Below are 18,414 nucleotides of genomic sequence, written 5' to 3'. Positions count from 1 at the left end.
CGATGGATTCGCAACGCAATCTTCTATTCATCGCTTTACTGTTCGTTTCTTTCCTGATCTGGCAGCAGTGGGAGGGTGATAAAGTATCACAAAACACCACCACTACTACTCAGGTCTCGCAACAAGCGGACATGCCAAGCAGTGATAGTCTTGCTGTGACTGGTAACAGCAATGAGCAGGCAAAATTGATTACCGTAAAAACTGACGTACTTGATCTTCGTATCAATACTCAGGGCGGTACTATCGATGAGGCTGATTTGTTAGCCTATCCCGCCGAGCTTAATTCAAAAACCCCTTTCCGTTTACTGGAAACTACACCTCAATTCCTGTATCAGGCTCAAAGTGGCTTAATTGGCCCTGATGGTCCAGATCAGAAATCTCGCCCTGTCTACAGTGCCACACAACAAGAATTTATCTTAGGTGAAAACCAAGATGAATTACGTGTGCCTATGACTTTTGTGAATGAAGAAGGCGTGAAATTCGTCAAAACCTTTATTCTGAAAAAAGGTCAGTATGACATTGGTATTGAATACAAAGTTGAGAACCCAACAGATAAAACACTGACAATGAACTTTTATGGTCAGTTAAAACAATCTGTTAAGTTACCAGAACACCGTGATACTGGAAGTAGCAACTTTGCGCTACATACCTATCGTGGTGCGGCTTATTCATCAGATGAAACCAACTATAAAAAATATAGCTTTGGTGATATCGAAGATAAAAACCTTTCTATCACAACCAACAATGGTTGGATTGCGATGTTACAACAATACTTCGCAACCGCGTGGATCCCAGCTAAAGATAGTCAGAATAACAACTTCTACTCTATCACTTTAGATAATAAATCTATCGCACTGATTGGTTATAAATCAGCACCTATTACTGTTGCACCAAATAGCACACAGGATATCACTTCAACATTATGGGTCGGGCCTGAGATCCAGTCTGAAATGTCTGCAATCGCACCACATTTAGACCTATCTGTTGACTATGGTTGGTTATGGTTTATCTCTCAGCCACTGTTTAAGCTGCTGAAATTCCTGCACAGCTTTATCGGTAACTGGGGTTTCTCCATCATCATGATCACCTTTATCGTTCGTGGTATTATGTATCCACTCACGAAAGCGCAATACACCTCTATGGCGAAAATGCGTTTACTGCAACCAAAACTGGCGGCACTTCGTGAGCGTATTGGTGATGATAAACAACGTATGAGCCAAGAAATGATGGCGTTATACAAACAAGAGAAAGTTAATCCTCTTGGTGGTTGTTTACCGCTGATTATCCAGATGCCAATCTTCCTTGCCTTATACTATATGTTAATGGGCTCGGTTGAATTACGTCATGCACCATTTATATTATGGATCCAAGACTTATCAGCACAAGATCCGTACTATATCCTGCCATTATTAATGGGTGTGACGATGTTCATCATTCAGAAACTGTCACCAACAGCAGTCACTGATCCGATGCAACAAAAAATTATGACCTTTATGCCGGTTGTATTTACTGTATTCTTCCTGTGGTTCCCATCAGGTCTGGTTCTGTACTATATCGTCAGTAACCTAGTAACCATTATCCAGCAGCAGTTAATCTACCGCGGTCTGGAAAAACGTGGGCTACATAGTAGAGACAAAAAATAAGGTCACATCAGGAAAAACCTCTTCTTTGGTTACATTCAAAGAAAAGTGACATAAAATAGTGAAGGCGGTCTAATAGGCCGCCTTCTGTTTTTTTATTTTTATACGATTAATGATTATTCTGATTAAGCGAGTTCACCATGCATAGCACTGATACTATCGTCGCTCAGGCCACACCTCCTGGAAGAGGCGGTGTTGGTATCCTACGCGTTTCTGGCCCTAAAGCGGCTGTTGTGGCACAAACTATTTTAGGCAAAGTACCTAAGCCACGTTATGCCGACTATCTTCCTTTTCGCAATGAAGATAACTCAGTGCTTGATCAGGGTATCGCCCTTTTCTTCCCTAATCCTAACTCTTTTACGGGTGAAGATGTTTTAGAACTACAAGGCCATGGTGGCCCAATTATTCTCGACTTACTCTTAAAGCGTATTCTACAAATTCCCGGTATACGTATTGCTAAGCCCGGTGAGTTCTCAGAGCGAGCCTTCTTAAACGATAAACTCGATTTAGCGCAAGCTGAAGCGATTGCCGATTTAATTGATGCCAGTTCAGAGCAAGCGGCACGCTCTGCGATTAACTCTTTACAAGGTGCTTTCTCCTCTCATATTAATGAGATGGTCGAGTCCTTAACCAATTTGCGTATCTATGTTGAAGCGGCTATTGATTTCCCTGATGAAGAGATAGACTTTCTTTCTGACGGGGTGATTGAGGGCAAACTCAATACGGTTATCAGTCAATTAGACGATGTTCGTGCGCAAGCGCGCCAAGGCAGCCTATTACGTGAAGGAATGAAAGTCGTCATTGCCGGGCGCCCTAATGCCGGTAAATCAAGCTTATTAAATGCATTAGCGGGAAGAGAAGCGGCCATTGTCACCGATATAGCGGGTACGACACGAGATGTATTACGCGAACATATCCATATTGATGGTATGCCATTACATATTATCGATACAGCAGGTTTACGTGAAGCCAGTGACGAAGTAGAACGTATTGGTATCGAGCGTGCATGGCAAGAGATTGAGCAAGCAGATAGAGTCCTCTTTATGGTTGATAGTACCACCACCGAGGCGACGACACCGGAAGAGATCTGGCCTGAGTTTATGGCTCGTTTACCTAGCACACTGCCGGTCACCGTTATTCGCAACAAATCAGATTTAACGGGTGAACCTGCCGAGATCACCTCGCAAGGTGACTATCCGATGATCCGTTTATCTGCCCGTGATGGAATGGGCATTGAATTACTACGCTCACACCTTAAAGAAGCCATGGGCTTTAACAGCAATACTGAAGGGGGCTTCTTAGCGCGCCGTCGTCATTTACAAGCATTAAACACAGCCGCTGAACACCTACAACAAGGCTATCAGCAATTGGTTTATGCCAAGTCAGGTGAGCTATTAGCAGAAGAGTTAAGACTTGCTCAACAAGCATTAAGCGAAATTACTGGTGAATTTACATCGGATGATTTATTAGGGCGAATTTTCTCTAGTTTCTGTATTGGGAAGTAACGACCAAACTTTACCTGCTATAGCGTGTAAATATTACTTTACCGGTTATAGCAGGTAATTATAACTCTACACGCTATAACCATTAAATCTTGATCTACACGCTATAACCGGTATATTAGATATTAACGCCTATAACCGGTAGAAGATGATGATCATAATTAATGCCTATCAACTCAGTGTGCATCTAAAAGATGTCCGATTAACAAAAAAACTGTCTCAAAGTAAAGTCGCCCAAAAAGTAGGGATCCGACAAGATACCGTGTCCAATTTTGAACTTAATCCTAATTCCACCAAACTAGAAACCTTTTTCAAACTGCTCTCCGCACTAAATTTAGAGATGGAAATTCATCCTAAAGATGCTAAAAATAATTTAGCACACAAAAGTGAATGGAAAGAGGAGTGGTAAATGGCGAGTCTTGATGTATATATGAATGAATACTATGTGGGCATCTTTACTAAAAAAAGCTCAGGTGCGCATTCATTCCAATATACTGAAGATTGGGTTAATCAACCAGGAAGTCGTCCCATCTCTCTTTCGATGCCATTACAGCTTCAAGAATATCAAGGAGACTGTGTCTATAATTTCTTTGATAATCTGTTACCTGATAATACTGAAATTAGAAATCGTATTGTGAGTCGCTATAATGCGAACTCAAATCAACCCTTTGACCTATTAGCGGCTATCGGTGCAGATACTGTTGGTGCATTAAGGTTACTTCCTAGTGGCAGTACGCCTGCGGATATCAAAAAAATAGAATATCAAAAACTCAATGATACTGAGCTTGAAAAAATTCTACTAGGATATAAATCCAATACTCCACTCGGTATGCTTAAAGAATATACTGATTTCAGAATTTCCATCGCTGGAGCACAAGAAAAAACGGCATTACTTTTAAAAGATAATCATTGGTGTGTGCCACATAATAACACACCAACTACCCATATTATTAAACTGCCAATTGGTGTTATTGAAAGTCATTCTTATACAATGGATTTATCCAATAGTGTAGAAAATGAGTATCTTTGTACCTTAATTGCCAAAGAATTTGATCTTCCCGTCCCCCACTGCTCTATTATTAAAACAAAAAATGTTAAAGCGCTTGCTGTAGAACGTTTTGATAGAAAATATTCATCTGATAAATCGTGGATAATACGTTTACCTCAAGAAGATTTTTGCCAAATTTTAAATATACCTTCTGCGCTAAAATATGAAAATGAAGGAGGGCCTGGCATTATCGATATTATGAAATATTTACTTGGTTCATCAAATGCCGATCAAGATCGTTTTCATTTTATGAAGGCACAAGTGCTATTTTGGCTTTTGGCTGCAACGGATGGACACGCAAAGAATTTTTCTGTTTTTATCAACCAAGAAGGACGTTTCCATCTCACTCCCCTTTATGACATTATGTCCATCTATCCCAATTTCGGAGGACGAGGACTTAATCCACGAGATGCAAAACTTGCTATGGGATTAAAAGCAAGCCGAGGCAAAAAATACGCAATAGAACAAATTTTTCCTCGTCATTTCTACCAAACAGCTGAAGCTGTCGGTTTCGATCCTTCATTAATGAGCGATATTCTTCGTTATTTTTATCAAGAAATGGACGATGTCATACAACGCGTAAAACAGCAATTACCCGAGGATTTCCCTTCTGAGATTAGCAATACAATATTAGATGGAATGAAAGCACGCGCTGTTAGATTAGCTAACATTTAGCCATTTACCTGCTATAGCGTGTAAATATCACTTTACCGGTTATAGCAGGTAAAAATTGCATATATACGATATAAAGTTAGGTAATGCTTTTTTCAAAAAGAGTGTCATAAATTAATTATTTTTATTTCTTATATTATTTATATACTCGATTTTAATTAACCTATTAATAATATATATCAAACAACATACTTGGTTATTTTTTATTTAACGATAAATCTAATAAAGCAATCGTTTACTTTATCTTTTTATTTTTCAATAGATAAATAGATTTCAGATAGCAAAAAAATTGTTATTTAAATGATGATGTTTAATGATCTAAATATAGTAAATCAACTAATGACAATGCTAAACTTCACCTTTAGTTAACAGGGTAAATATCCCCACTACTTTTAAGAGTCTATCGTGAGAACGCTTTATTTTACTGCGCTGACAACAGGCATTCTTTCTGCCATTTGGGCATTTGTTGCTAGCCAATTTGACTTATTAAGTTGGGCTGGTTTTTTAGGTTGCACGGCTTATTTCGCCTACCCTAAAGAAGGTTTTAAAGGCTTAGTCGTGACGATTGCGACTATTATGAGTGGTGTTATTTGGGCATTAGCGATTATTTATGGTAGCCAACTGTTTAATGATAGTGCGATTTTTGGCTACGCCGTCACCGGTGTAATTGCCTTTGTAATGTGTGTGCAAGCTAAAAGTACATTACTGGCTTATATTCCGGGTACTTTTATTGGCGCATGTACTATTTTTGCCGCACAAGGTCATTTAACACAAACTATCCCTTCACTCATTCTCGGTATTTTATTTGGTTACTCGATGAAAATGAGCGGACTGTGGATCGCGAATAAATCACAGAAGAAAGCCATTTAATCAATTTACCTCACCATGAAAAAGCGGTAACTCTATAGGTTTTATTTCTAGAGCGCCGCTTTCTCTTTTTCACTACTTTCTCCAATGTTTCGCACAGTCCACTAATAAACTTTGCAATTGTAGTTTATGGCTATTTAGGTCAAAAAGGAGGCTAACCCATAAAAATGTAACAAGGAGTATCGCAATGACAACAACACAATCTACTGATTACAATATTATTGTCATGTCAGATCCACAACCTTGGCGTCTAGATCTAGATAATAATGACCCCAATAATGATCAATCCCGTTGGGAAACCACCGTAAAAAGCGTTAGAGACAGTATTCAAGCATTACACCGTGAAAAATCTTTTGCTTTTGGCATTATAAATGGTGACTTAACAGAATTTGGCCGTCGCTCCCAACGTGAAAGTTTTCGTGCACTGTTTGCTCCCTCACCTTTAGGATTTAATACCTATGTTGGACTTGGTAATCACGACTATCAAAACAATGTGGGGGACTGTGCAGAGCCGAGTAATGCCGATTACAGTATGAATGCCTGTGCAAGAGGCATGGTTTTTGATATGCACTACCGTATTGAAGAGTATCGTAATTATGCGACTTCAGGTAATTTTAGATACGATAGTAGCGAATATTCAGGTAGTAAGGCTTACTCTTGGGAATATGGTGATATCCATTTTGTGCAATTACAAAATTATCCCACTTATCATGTGGTGCTCGATCACTGGTCAGCTTCAACTATTAATGTCACAGATTCTATTGATTGGTTAGAAAAAGATTTAATTCAGGCGCGAAATAGCAATAAAACCATCATATTAAACTTCCATGATGGAAACCAACACTTCCCAGAAAAATCATCTCAAGAAGAGCTGACCTTCTTTAAATATATGCTAGAACATTACGGGGTAAAGGCGGTATTTGTTGGGCATACCCATTATGTTGGTCAAGATAACCGTTATGGTGGCAGTGAGATCTTCGGCGATGTCCCAGTTTATAATAGTGGTGCGCTATTTAAAGGAGATTATTTAGCCGTAGAAATCCGTGGTACAGAATTATCTATCACTGTTTATAACGGCTTATCAGGTACACCTCAATTAATAGAAAAATGGAATTAAATAATACTACGTCAGAGAAGGAGTCTCTTTTATGCATTTAAATCCGTTAAAAATATCAATAAGTCCTTCGTCACTCCCCTGCACTCAACCTTTAACCTGCATTGAATATGAGGACTTAAAGGATGGGATGTTAGATATGATTAATCGCAACAGTAATATATTACCCACTGTTGTGGATGAATTTAATCAACAAGATCCGCTTAATGCGCCTATTATGGTGGGTGAAGTGGTCGTGGGTCATATCATTGGTCTAATACCCGTTGTTGGGGGGGTACTTTCAAAAATTACTTCCGCACTTTTTGGCCTCATGAATAAAAATATGAAAGATAGCTCTTTAGCTGAGCAAATTATTGCCCATGTCTCTCGTATTATTGATGCTAAAATCACTGATAACAATATAAAAATCATTAAACTCACCACAGAAGGTATTAGCGACGTTTATCAATTATTTTCAGATTCTCTCGCTCGTTACCTTGACCCCAATGTGCATTATTCAGAAGAACAATTACGAGATTTACGGGAACAAGTTCTTAACCGTTTTGATGATGTGATTTCGACAATTATTGCTCAACAACCATTAGTATTAAATTTAGCACAATCAGCAGGATTGCCCTTTTATTGCCACTGTTGCGCACTTTTTGTCGCCGCCCATTGCGATATATTAACCAATAAAGAAAAACTTGCTCTGGAAGAGGATTATTTCAAAAATAATCTAAAAACATTAAGAAACAGCATTGATAAATTTAACGCCAATATTCATAAAGCCATTTATCAGCAGACCTCCCAAGTTTTTAAAGATGATTATAATAAATGTAATACTTTTTTAGTGGGTATCTATACTTCTGGTTTATCTTTCTATCAAACTTGGGTTAAACGTAGTTTTGAAATTGAATTTACAACCCCCTTTGCTCGTTGGAATAGCTTAGAGCTTTATGGAAATGACTATAGCCATGATCCAAAAATCAGTTATTACAAGACTTACGTTGAGATGGGAAAAGATATATTACATAGAACATCCATGCTACAAAGTATTGAATCCTACTCTCATATTGATGCAGTGATCCGTTTAAAACAGAACTACTTAACACCTGAAAAAGAGGTAGATAGTTTTCAATATGAAGGCTGTAATGGCGTGGCAGGAGATAGCCATGATGTTATAAAAAACGACACATTTTTTACCCCAGACAGTCAGAAAGCCTATCTGTCACCAACGCAAATTTTACCCTCCGTTCGCTATATTTCTGACACACCTTGGGGAGGGTTAAAATATATGGTACTTGATGATGTTAACAATAATAGTTTTACTATCGGTCAAGGTAATCGAGATAATAAATCGTATCTTAATATTCCTGGCTACTGCTTTAATGGCGTAAATCTTTATTTAAGTCGTCACAATGGAAAAAGCTGTCAAGCTAACTCAGGAGCTTGGTTAACCGAATCTGCACCTATATTTCGTTTTTATGATGGTTATGCATCCTTACCCCTTGACACTAAAAATCATTTACCCACAGCAAAAAAGAGCTATGAACTCGATTTAAATCATGGATTTATGACTCAACTAAGCAAAGCTCAATATGGCTATAGTGATATGTTAGTGGGGAAAAATTGTATTTTGTTAAATCACGATGCTTATTTTTGCTTACCATCAGAAGAGCCAATTGGCAAAGTGGGTTTATCACAAAAAATCACCTTGTTATTACAGTGTGCAATTACGCAGGAACAATCATTAGCTATAGTGGCAAGAACGGGCGATGCGACCCAAGGCACTATTATTGGTTCTGCTGAATTTAAGCTCACCACAGATCAAGATAATATTATTTATAAAATAACCCCATTACTTAATCATCCTATTTCCGATAATAAAAGTTATTTTTATACTTATCAAATTGATTTATCTTGTATTTTTAGTCAAGAAGATCAAAAAAATCTCTATTTTCATCTCTATTTTTTTGAGCCTAATACCTTGTTGGCTGATATGACTGTTTTATTCTAATGTTTTATTTCCATAAAATACCTAAGTGTAATATTGACTTAGGTATTTTTTATTCAATTTAATTGAAATTTTAACGAGATAGTTAAAGGATCAGATAAGTTATTAGGTTTCGGGCCAATTGGTTTTACCCGTTTTACCGCGGCAAGTGCAGCATTATCAAGAGATGCCACCCCTGAGGTCTGCTCAAGTACAACGGATGAAATATAGCCTTCATCGGTTAATGAAAAACGCACAACAACCAGCCCTTCATCTTGCATACGACGAGCTTGCGCAGGATAGCGCTTATGACGCTCAATTTCTCGGCGCAATAAACTGATATAGTGATTTTCAGACTCTCCCTGCCCAATACCATTTTCACTTAATGCACGACTGCTCCCTGCCAATGAACTCGCGGTATGCTGTGTTAAGTTTTCTGCTGATGGTTGTGATGTACTTTGAACTATGTTGTGATTTGTTAAATCAGGTAGTTTTATAGGTACTGTTTTGTCTACTACTGGCTGTTTTTTTACCTGTTTTATCGCTTTAGGTGTTATTGGGGCCGGTTGTTGTTGACGCTTTTTTGCGGGTTGTTTGGGCGCTTCAATAAATTCACCGTTCTCACTTCTTGGTAGTGCAATAGGTGGTTGTTGTGACTCGATCTTTATTCTCGGTTCAATCATGGTAGTAGATTGTTTAGGTGGCGAAAACATCACCTGATAGACCGATAATGTATTTTGCTGTTGCTGATCAATATGGTGCGCACTTTCTGTCATAGACCATGAATTAAGTACCCAACTCAATAAACTGATATAAACTAATGATATCGCAATGAGCCAATAATAAATATTAAGTGGCTGTCTGACAGAAAGTGCCAACATAAATAAAACTCCTATTTTATCCTTGTATTAAAATTGGGCTGTTACACCTAATCGCAAACTTCTTCCTGGTGCCGGCATACCAGAACGGGTCAGCGGATCAATGTAATATTCCTTTAATAAATTACTTCCTGTTATTTCAAAAGATAAGTTGGGGCTATATTGATAAGTTGCATAAGCATCAATAGTAAATACTTTTGCCCAACGCATCGGATTATTATTTATGCCAAAATAGCTATTAGGTAAATTTTCTTTAAGCCATTTCTCATCTTTATTTTCAACTTCTGATGAATAGAGCCAGCGACTACCTAATTCTAATTTATCATTTAGCCAGCGCGTGCCTAAATGTAGGTTAACTGAGTATTTAGGCTGCATTGAGGTGCGCAAAAATCCGCCAGGGTATCCCCCTGTCATACAGTTTTTAATACCCGATAATCCTGATGCATCAAGCTCATAAAAAGCATTTTCATCACAGACTTTATTTTTATGGCTATACACTAATGCGGTATCAAAGAAAATAAATCCATTATCAAACCGGGCTTGTAACTCTACACCTTCTAATATTTGTTTTTCTAACTGTCTAATTTGCCAATTAGCATCTCTATCAAATACATTTTCAATGTTCGTTTTAAAGTAATTAATTTTAATATCAGCATGGCGCTCTATATTCAACCAATGCGTAAAATCAACAACCACACCAAACTCACTGCTTTTGGCACGCTCTGGCTTTAACTTAAAACCATAATAGCGAGCTTTAGAGCCTGAAAAACCACTGGTATCTTCAAATAAGTTAGGCAAACGCAATTGCTCAGTATAACGGCCATAAAAACGCACCATATCGTTGGCATAAAGGGTGGCAGAGATTAAAGGGGAAAATGCGCCATGCTGATAGCTAGGCTCCAGTGCGTAGGGATCTTGAATATCTTCTGATAGAGAAAATGCCTGAGGATTAATAACATCTTTTTCAAAGCGATAAACTAACTCCCCCGTCACTGGATGAGGGACTTTTTCCTCCATATCAAGAAAACCATTAAGTAAAATATTCTTACTCTTAGATAGCACGCCATTTTCATCAAATAACCAAAGGCTAAACTCTCTTTTCATCGGGATAGCTTTAGCGTTTTTTATTTGCATCTTTCCATGGTTATTACGAAGAAAATCTTCATGCTCCATATCATGCTGTATTCTCTGAAGATATGGCCTAACTATCTGCTCCTTGATTTCCTCTAGCAAAGCGCCACCTTCAGGGTAAACTAAATCCGCTTGTTGAAAGTCTCTAATTTTTTTACTCAGCTCAGCAGAATTTCGGTAATTTTTTAACTCGTCAGGTAAAGTATCGACATCAATTTTATTAACCGCGCGATAGAGTAAATACTCTTCTGGCGTTAATACTCGTCGATAAGAGATCAGATAACCGCGGATAGGGGCTGTTTTCTCGTAATTTTTAACCCTATTCTTCCGTTTATTATTTAAAAAGGTATCCGTCAGATGATAGTAATGATATTTACCGCCAATATTCATCGCAAACCAGGGTAATGGTTTCCAATCTGTGGCTAACGCTAAATTGACTTCATGACGTTGCCCTGCTCGCCCCTCGGTCACGAAATCAAAACCCATGGGAAGTTCAAGCTCATGACTATCTAATTTTTCCAATTGATATTGACCGGAAAAAGAAATAGAAAACTGAGGTGATAATTTAAATAACGATGAAAAATCAACACCATAACGATTATTATCTTGATATAGAGAAGCTGTATCTAAAAAACGAGTATCAGTGTCATAACTCATACCACTTTCAGATTTTGATTTCATAAATAAATATCGATCAAAATCATTAGTTATATCTCTATTCTTAGGTTGTCGAGGTGCTCCTCCTCGAGTATTAGTATTTCCTGTCGTTAAATTGCCCCATAAACGCAGTAATAAATCTGTTTTTTTATCTTCTGGTTTATATTGATAGGTTAATATGCCTGCTTGTTGTGTAATATTTGCCAAAGGCCATTGATTAACTAAATTTTCTTCATAACGAGCCCAACTTAAACGTAATGGCATAATGTCGCCAAATAATAAATCGGTGTATCGATAATTAATGGAGAAACGATGCGCTTGTTGTGGAAATAGAGTTCCTTTTACTAAAAAAGAGCGGTTACGATTAGATGTATTTGGCACTTCATTACCAGGTCGATAAATATGAGCAATAAAAGGCACATAAGGTGTTAACCTGAATTTATGATCTGTAGCATGTATCTCATGCATGTAATCTGTTTTAAGATAATCGTCTTTATTTCTTTTACCTGCTAAATAATTTCCCTTTTCACGTAATGCATATGCAAAGAGTAAATTAAATTTTTCATTCTCAAATCCTATTCCAATACGAAACGCATAATCATTAAACTTTAAATCTTTATTTTTTTCAGGTGTTATTTCTAATGCGGGATCAGTTAAAAAAGAATATTTATGATAGAATTTTGGATAATTACGATAATCTTCAATCATATTGATATAAATATCTTTATAGCCTGTGGCATTATTACTAATATCCCCTTTAAAATTAATGCCAAAAGACTCACCAATGGGTACAATATCACGTATATCTAATGTTTTAATGGCAACCCCTCCGCCAATCCCTGTTTTTATATTAGGATTAAGTGAAGGGCCTTTTTCTATATAGATACTGCTTATCAAATTTGAATCAATATAGTTACGATTAGATGCACCGCTATAACCACGATAAACCGTAATCGCCTGCTCAGTACCATCCACAGTAACGGGGATACGCCCTTGGCCTTGAATACCACGAATATTCGGATCCAATGCTCCTCCATTACGGGCTTCACCACTATAAACACCTATCGCGCTTTTAAATAAATCTGCAGGCGATACCCCTTGATAACGTTCAATAAGGGCTTTACCTAAATAAATATTAGCCACATCCTTTTCATAGACTTGAGCATAACCTTGTTGATCTTTTTCTACATTATCTGCAACCTGAATTTGTCCAAGATCGGTTGTATTATCCTTAGTCTTGGAATAACTATTGAGAGAAAACAAGGAGAGTGAAACCATTATGGAGACTAACGTACGTTTGTGAAAAAGCACTACATGCATTGTGTTACCTACTTAATTAATAAAGAAGTCATGCATTAAATTAATTAAAATTGTTTTTCTAATTTAAATAAGACTTCATGCTGCTGATATTGATATAACCAATCCACATTGCTTAATCTACGGGTATAACTTAATTCTATTGCTGGATAAAAACCCCAGATAATAGGTGCTTTATTTTTAATAGTTGTTGTAAAAACAAAGCCATTATCTTCTCTTTTCTTATTTAATAATGGATTATAATTATTAAAACTTTTAAATTGATATTGTAAAAAAAGAGAAACTTGCCAATTTTTTGGTAATAAGTAATAAACACCCGTTTTTATATCATATTGTTGATAATTTAATAAAGTGTTTTTTTTACGGCTACTATAATAATTTAATTGATTAACTAATTGAACATTCTCTGCTAATTTATAGTAATAACTAATAGCATATAGCTGCTTATGATTATTTAAGTTTATTAATTCTTTATTATATTTCTTTATATAATAATTTATAGATAAATTAATAGAATGATATTTATTAATGGAGAAAAATAGCCCGGTATATACCCCAATAGATTGATACTCAAACGCCTTTTTAGGTGATTTTATTTCATAATAGGGGGATAAAGTCCACCGATAATCCTTTTTTTGGTACTGATAACTTAATTGAGTATATAAATGTGTAAAATTAGCTTGTTTATATGCAAAATAATCACGATAGCGTGCTGAAAAATAGCCTGATAGGGTATTATTAGCGTAAATAAAAGTGGGCTGATAGAAAGAAAAAAGATGACTAACCCCCATCGATGCTATAGGTTGAGCGCCTTTTCTGGTCATGATGACTTGCGTTGATTGCGAAACAATTTGCTCATCAAGATAAGGTGCATGATTAATATTATCATCATAAAAAAAACTGATTTGATAAAAACGCCTAGCTTTAAAATAATCGTTAAGCTGTTTCTGATAATAGATAATTGCTTGATTAATGGTAGGTGATAATCCCGATAAACGACTTAATTGATTTAGCTGGTATTGTGCTTTTTTATATTCTCCTTGAGAAAAGTAGAGCTGAATTAGGCCAGTTTGTGCCGGAATAAAATCTGCTTGCTGCTTAAGTTGCTGCTGATAATAAAATTCAGCTTGTAAGAAATTACCATTCTTCTGTGCTAATAGTGCTTGAGCATAATAGACTAATAAAGTTTCGTGTAATGGTAATTGCTGATAATTAACTAATAGTTTTTCCGCTTGATACCACTGCTGTTGCTGTAAATGATGATACAGTTGTTGACCTAATTGAGCGACCTTCTCTTTATTAAGCTGCTCTTGATTAGGTTGTGTTGCCGCCCCCTGTGACGAATGAAATAAGATATTAATAATAAATAATGACTTTATTAGCCTTTGATAATAACGCATGGTTTATCCTTATAATAACAATAGATCTATTCCTTACAATCCGTTTTTTAAGGCAAAAAAAAACAGATAACCGTATATTTGATTATCTGTTGCTAAAAACTAGCTTAATGACCACTAATACCACGTATGTAAAAGGACTAAATTGTTTTTAAGCTCCGAACTTAAAACCTAACGTTAAGAGGCTTCTGCACTATCTGTTACGCTATCTGTTGCAGTATCTACTTCAGCACTATTTTTGCTTCCCCCAAAACCAATATCTTTAGTATGATCGGTGTGGAAGACGACAATACCAGCCAATGTTTCAGCATTTTCACCAAAGAAAGCCCCTTCAACAATACCTGATGTAGTATCTTCTTTTGCATCTGCAGAGAAGGTTACTTGGTTATTTGCGGTATAAATATTGCCACGTTCTAACTCGACAGTACGTAGGTTATTAGCCAGTGAACCACCAATTGTCTTTTGTGAAAAATCAACATCAAAAGTACCAGACAGTAAATTATCACCACTATATTGACTGATACCTGTTACGGTATAAGTTGCACTGTCTGTCGGTAGCGTACTAGTAACCTCTTTACCTACATAATAAGACTGATGAGTGATATCTGTAACAGAGGCTGTTTTTGCCCAAGTACCAAAATAGACATTGGCATCAGTCACCTGTGAAAAATGAAAAACGCCAAGATTATTATGATGATGATTAGATTGGACAGTATAAACACCATGGCTATCCGCCCCACCACTCATATTATTTGGTGTTAATGACGCAAAACCAATTTTTTTCCCTCCATATAGATTAGAAATACCAACACCCGGCTCCCCACCTGCTGATTGATGAGGGCCATGAGTCACGGGATCACTCGCCCCCACACTCATGGTGGTTAAAGGGCCACTTTGATTAGAATGGATTTCTGCTTGTGCCATACTTATGCTAGATAAAACAAATAGAGTACCCGTAAAAATGTTTATTTTTGTCATAATAACTTCCTTATTATTTATTACATAAGATCATAATTTATTATCACTAATAAATTATCCATGAGAGAGATATTTTAATTCTCTCTTTCTTACTCAATATTAAAACAAGGCAAGTACCTTTCTTGAGTTGACTGCCCTTTGATATTAAACATTCTTATTTTATTGTAAATAGATCTTTTAAAGCACGCTAATTCCCATTAAATACATTTAACAAAACAAAAATCATTTAACTTAATGTTTTAAATTATTTTTTATCATAAAGCTTAAATAAAACCTTTATAAACTTATGTTTATTTTTTGTGAGAGTGATCTCAGTTGATTATTCCTATTTATTTTAAAACTAATTAATATTTAATAGAGACTAAAATTTGAAATATAATATTTATATTAAAAGAAATAAAGAAAGCTAATTGTTTATTTAATATCAATTTTTTCAGTAATTATTTTAATAAAAAGATCACGTTCTTTATTTTTAATATTACTATTCCAAATTACACCAATTTTCCATTGTGTGTATAACCCAGATAGAGGTAACAATGTGACTCTTTGTTTATCACAAATTAATTGCGCGCTTTTAGGCACTAATGCTATCCCTAATCCAGCCGCGACTAGCGCTAATTGGGTCTGAATATCTTGAGATTGCTGTAATAAACGCGGTGCTAGTTTATGCTGTTGTAAAAAAGCATGTATCTGCTGATACAGTTTTTTCCCTTTTTCTGGAGCAAGTAAAATAAGCCCTAATGAGTCGAAATAATGTAATGGGTTATAATCTGCCTCCAACACCGTAATATGTTGTGTTGCAATAGCTAACATCAGTTGCTCTTGTGTCAACGCTATCCCTTGTAAAGGGGGCATAACGGGTAAACGAGAAAAAGCCACATCAAGTTCACCCATTAATAATTTTTCTTCCATTTTATGAGAAGACATATCATCAATATTGACGCTAATATTTGGCTCAATTTGATTAAATCTCGCCAATAGTGAAGTAATAAAACTTAATGATGACAGACCGAATCCCGCATAAAGTGAGACTTTTTGTGGCTCAACTAATTGACGAGCTTGTTTTTCTAAAATATGGGATTCCCGTAATACCACTTGAGCTTGATTGAGTAAATATTGTCCTTCTTGCGTGAGCTTTGCACCATGGCGACCACGCTCAAACAACACGATATCCAGTTGTGATTCCAACGTTTTAATTTGTTTAGTTAATGCGGGCTGGCTAATACAAAGCTGTTTGGAGGCTTCACCAAAGTGCCCCGTATCAGCTAACACCACAAAAGCATTTAATAAACGTGTATCCATTATTTATCATCAAACCTATATTAGTTTCTTTTATTATTCTAACATAAAATAAATTAGTAAAATTAATATTAGGTGTTAATCTTTTGTCTGATAAATAATTATGCTCTTTTTATAATTATCTCTATTAGTCCTTGTTACCAAAACGAACGGAAATCGGATCTTGTTCATTACCTTGTCGAGTGGTGAGGATCTGATATAGCTCTGGTCTTCTGCCCGTTAACCAGCGTCTCCCTGTTGATTCAGGCAAAAGCGTTAAATCAATATCCGTGACGACCATATCGTCTTCTATCGCACAGCTTTCTTTTACAATACGTCCATAAGGATCGATAACCATCGCATTACCCGTTCTCACCTCTTCTTCATCACGCCCAACCCCATTACTGAAGATGATAAACATACCATTATCGTGAGCTCTAGCAGGTAACCAGCGCATTAGCCATCCTTTGCCATGTTCACCTTGAAAAGCAGCTTGTAACGCTTGTGGATCTTGCTGACGATTTTCCCACAACGCCATTGGAATAGGTTTCATGCTGTGTGGACTACGAGAGTGGGTTCCGCCAGTTTGATGAGGAGCCAATAAAATATCTGCCCCTAATAACGCCGTCGCCCGTGCGTTCTCAACTAAATTATTATCCCAGCAAATTAAAATACCCATTTTAATCCCCCATGGGGTATCAAATACGGTGTATTGATCTCCGCTACAAATAACCGGATGTTCAAATGCATGCAATTTACGATGTTTTTGTAATGAACCATCAGGCATACAAACAACCCAAGTATTATACAAATTATTATTGTTATCCCGTTCAATTAATCCAACACCAATAGCCATTGCATACTGTTGTGCTTTTTGTTTAATGGATTTTAATGATGCGCTATCAGCCAGTTTTTCACTTAATGCATAAACCTGTTGCGCCGGTAATTTAGGGACATGCCAGTATCCCGTGATACACATTTCAGGAAATACTAGAAGATTCACTTTTTCACTGGCAGCCATCTCAATAAACTGATGTATTTTGGCTAAATTATAATCTTTATCATTAGCCTTATGTTGTAGTTGTACGCTTGCAACACGTAATGTCGTTAATGGGTTCATAAACTGTTACCTCTACACTGTCTTATTTATCACCTTTTCACCTTTATTATCTAAACGTTTTTTTTGTCCAAAATATAATCAATTATTTTCTGTTTTTAATAACCTTTTGGAATGGAAAGAGATAAGCATCAGAAATGGCACGCTGTTATAGCGTTATTTTACGGAATAACACCCTAGTTTTCTGGCATCATAATAGTAATAAAAAGGAGTATTTATGTTGGCTAGAGCCTTGTTTATCCCTCTTTCATTCCCTTTACTCGCCTTATCTTGCTATTGTTGGGCAGGAAATGGTCTGGTGGATAGAACATGGACAGCTTCAGGAATGGATAGCTATAGTTATCGCCAAGCGCTAAGGCAGCCAACGGTTGGCTCACGTTATACTCTTTTTAATATTACACCCGATATGCCAACGCCAGGTGGCACGAGTCCTGTTGGTACTAAAGGAATTCGCTATATTGCGATGAAATATGGCCCTTATGGGCAACCTGAACACTATAAAACCTACCAAGTGATGTTCTCTCACTATTCCACCACCACCACACGTAAAGTTCGTTATTTAGGTGAGTTATATACCGTTGTCGGTGATATTTATTTAATCGATCCTGCTGCTACCACCAATGAATGGCAACGCGGTCGTAGCCAAATAGTTGAAGAGTATTATGAGATTTTAGATACACATGGAAATAGGACAGGCAAAGGATTGCGTTTTAACCGCTGGGATAGACCTATAAATATAACAAATTGGTCTACATATTAATATATATTTAATTTCTCATCTTTTTATTAATTCTCTCTTAATGTCAATATTGCTTTCTCTTCTATAATAGTTTTTTTATTCTATAA

General features: G+C 36.5%; 14 protein-coding genes. 8 read left to right on the top strand and 6 right to left on the bottom strand.

The window, feature by feature from the left end:
• The first annotated feature begins 2 nt into the window (after positions 1-2).
• From yidC to HMPREF3129_RS13260, 7 genes are all read left to right on the top strand, one after another.
• A complete protein-coding gene (gene yidC, locus HMPREF3129_RS13290; protein ID WP_004246512.1) occupies positions 3-1,643 on the top strand; it encodes a membrane protein insertase YidC in 1,641 nt (546 codons plus the stop codon).
• Positions 1,644-1,780: 137 nt separating this feature from the next.
• The gene (gene mnmE / locus HMPREF3129_RS13285) at positions 1,781-3,145 is read left to right on the top strand and encodes a tRNA uridine-5-carboxymethylaminomethyl(34) synthesis GTPase MnmE (RefSeq protein WP_004246513.1); all 1,365 of its coding nucleotides are present in this window, start codon (positions 1,781-1,783) and stop codon (positions 3,143-3,145) included.
• 148 nt (positions 3,146-3,293) lie between these two features.
• Positions 3,294-3,551: a helix-turn-helix domain-containing protein gene (locus tag HMPREF3129_RS13280; RefSeq protein ID WP_004249771.1), complete on the top strand. Its 258-nt coding sequence runs from the start codon at positions 3,294-3,296 to the stop codon at positions 3,549-3,551.
• Positions 3,552-4,865 (top strand): type II toxin-antitoxin system HipA family toxin, encoded by a 1,314-nt coding sequence (locus tag HMPREF3129_RS13275; protein WP_004249772.1) that lies wholly within the window; start codon positions 3,552-3,554, stop codon positions 4,863-4,865. It begins immediately after the preceding gene.
• 402 nt (positions 4,866-5,267) lie between these two features.
• Positions 5,268-5,732 carry a DUF1097 domain-containing protein gene (locus tag HMPREF3129_RS13270; protein ID WP_004249773.1) on the top strand — a complete coding sequence of 155 codons (465 nt, stop codon included), beginning with the start codon at positions 5,268-5,270 and terminating at the stop codon, positions 5,730-5,732.
• A 184-nt stretch (positions 5,733-5,916) separates the two neighbouring features.
• Positions 5,917-6,846, top strand: a complete 930-nt coding sequence (locus tag HMPREF3129_RS13265) for a metallophosphoesterase (RefSeq protein ID WP_004246518.1) — start codon at positions 5,917-5,919, stop codon at positions 6,844-6,846.
• Between the two features lie 31 nt (positions 6,847-6,877).
• Positions 6,878-8,839 carry an insecticidal delta-endotoxin Cry8Ea1 family protein gene (locus HMPREF3129_RS13260; RefSeq protein ID WP_036919429.1) on the top strand — a complete coding sequence of 654 codons (1,962 nt, stop codon included), beginning with the start codon at positions 6,878-6,880 and terminating at the stop codon, positions 8,837-8,839.
• Positions 8,840-8,892: 53 nt separating this feature from the next.
• Here HMPREF3129_RS13260 and HMPREF3129_RS13255 read toward each other — a convergent pair whose 3' ends face one another.
• The 6 genes from HMPREF3129_RS13255 to HMPREF3129_RS13230 all read right to left on the bottom strand — a co-directional run bounded on the left by HMPREF3129_RS13255 (position 8,893) and on the right by HMPREF3129_RS13230 (position 17,571).
• Positions 8,893-9,696: an energy transducer TonB family protein gene (locus HMPREF3129_RS13255; protein WP_004249775.1), complete on the bottom strand. Its 804-nt coding sequence runs from the start codon at positions 9,694-9,696 to the stop codon at positions 8,893-8,895.
• A 27-nt stretch (positions 9,697-9,723) separates the two neighbouring features.
• Positions 9,724-12,801: a TonB-dependent receptor domain-containing protein gene (locus HMPREF3129_RS13250; RefSeq protein WP_036919426.1), complete on the bottom strand. Its 3,078-nt coding sequence runs from the start codon at positions 12,799-12,801 to the stop codon at positions 9,724-9,726.
• Positions 12,802-12,845: 44 nt separating this feature from the next.
• Positions 12,846-14,198, bottom strand: a complete 1,353-nt coding sequence (locus HMPREF3129_RS13245) for a surface lipoprotein assembly modifier (RefSeq protein WP_036919422.1) — start codon at positions 14,196-14,198, stop codon at positions 12,846-12,848.
• A gap of 174 nt (positions 14,199-14,372) precedes the next feature.
• Positions 14,373-15,173 (bottom strand): Slam-dependent surface lipoprotein, encoded by an 801-nt coding sequence (locus HMPREF3129_RS13240; RefSeq protein ID WP_036919418.1) that lies wholly within the window; start codon positions 15,171-15,173, stop codon positions 14,373-14,375.
• Positions 15,174-15,587: 414 nt separating this feature from the next.
• A complete protein-coding gene (locus HMPREF3129_RS13235) occupies positions 15,588-16,475 on the bottom strand; it encodes a LysR family transcriptional regulator (protein ID WP_004246524.1) in 888 nt (295 codons plus the stop codon).
• Between the two features lie 124 nt (positions 16,476-16,599).
• Positions 16,600-17,571 carry a nitrilase family protein gene (locus HMPREF3129_RS13230; protein ID WP_004246525.1) on the bottom strand — a complete coding sequence of 324 codons (972 nt, stop codon included), beginning with the start codon at positions 17,569-17,571 and terminating at the stop codon, positions 16,600-16,602.
• 214 nt (positions 17,572-17,785) lie between these two features.
• Here HMPREF3129_RS13230 and umoA point away from each other — a divergent pair, with 214 nt between their 5' ends.
• Positions 17,786-18,328 carry a flagellar biogenesis regulator UmoA gene (gene umoA / locus HMPREF3129_RS13225; RefSeq protein WP_004246526.1) on the top strand — a complete coding sequence of 181 codons (543 nt, stop codon included), beginning with the start codon at positions 17,786-17,788 and terminating at the stop codon, positions 18,326-18,328.
• Positions 18,329-18,414 lie beyond the last annotated feature (86 nt).

The sequence above is a fragment of the Proteus sp. HMSC14B05 genome, assembly GCF_001808035.1.
GTDB classification, from domain to species: domain Bacteria; phylum Pseudomonadota; class Gammaproteobacteria; order Enterobacterales; family Enterobacteriaceae; genus Proteus; species Proteus mirabilis.
This window is presented reverse-complemented; position numbering and strand designations above follow the sequence as displayed.

Bases quoted from the DNA above. Each gene is read 5' to 3' on its own strand.
- HMPREF3129_RS13250 (WP_036919426.1), bottom strand. From the start codon at position 12,801: ATGCATGTAGTGCTTTTTCACAAACGTACGTTAGTCTCCATAATGGTT.
- HMPREF3129_RS13245 (WP_036919422.1), bottom strand. From the start codon at position 14,198: ATGCGTTATTATCAAAGGCTAATAAAGTCATTATTTATTATTAATATC.
- HMPREF3129_RS13275 (WP_004249772.1), top strand. From the start codon at position 3,552: ATGGCGAGTCTTGATGTATATATGAATGAATACTATGTGGGCATCTTT.
- HMPREF3129_RS13280 (WP_004249771.1), top strand. From the start codon at position 3,294: ATGATCATAATTAATGCCTATCAACTCAGTGTGCATCTAAAAGATGTC.
- HMPREF3129_RS13265 (WP_004246518.1), top strand. From the start codon at position 5,917: ATGACAACAACACAATCTACTGATTACAATATTATTGTCATGTCAGAT.
- HMPREF3129_RS13230 (WP_004246525.1), bottom strand. From the start codon at position 17,571: ATGAACCCATTAACGACATTACGTGTTGCAAGCGTACAACTACAACAT.
- HMPREF3129_RS13240 (WP_036919418.1), bottom strand. From the start codon at position 15,173: ATGACAAAAATAAACATTTTTACGGGTACTCTATTTGTTTTATCTAGC.
- HMPREF3129_RS13235 (WP_004246524.1), bottom strand. From the start codon at position 16,475: ATGGATACACGTTTATTAAATGCTTTTGTGGTGTTAGCTGATACGGGG.
- HMPREF3129_RS13255 (WP_004249775.1), bottom strand. From the start codon at position 9,696: ATGTTGGCACTTTCTGTCAGACAGCCACTTAATATTTATTATTGGCTC.
- HMPREF3129_RS13260 (WP_036919429.1), top strand. From the start codon at position 6,878: ATGCATTTAAATCCGTTAAAAATATCAATAAGTCCTTCGTCACTCCCC.
- yidC (WP_004246512.1), top strand. From the start codon at position 3: ATGGATTCGCAACGCAATCTTCTATTCATCGCTTTACTGTTCGTTTCT.
- mnmE (WP_004246513.1), top strand. From the start codon at position 1,781: ATGCATAGCACTGATACTATCGTCGCTCAGGCCACACCTCCTGGAAGA.
- umoA (WP_004246526.1), top strand. From the start codon at position 17,786: ATGTTGGCTAGAGCCTTGTTTATCCCTCTTTCATTCCCTTTACTCGCC.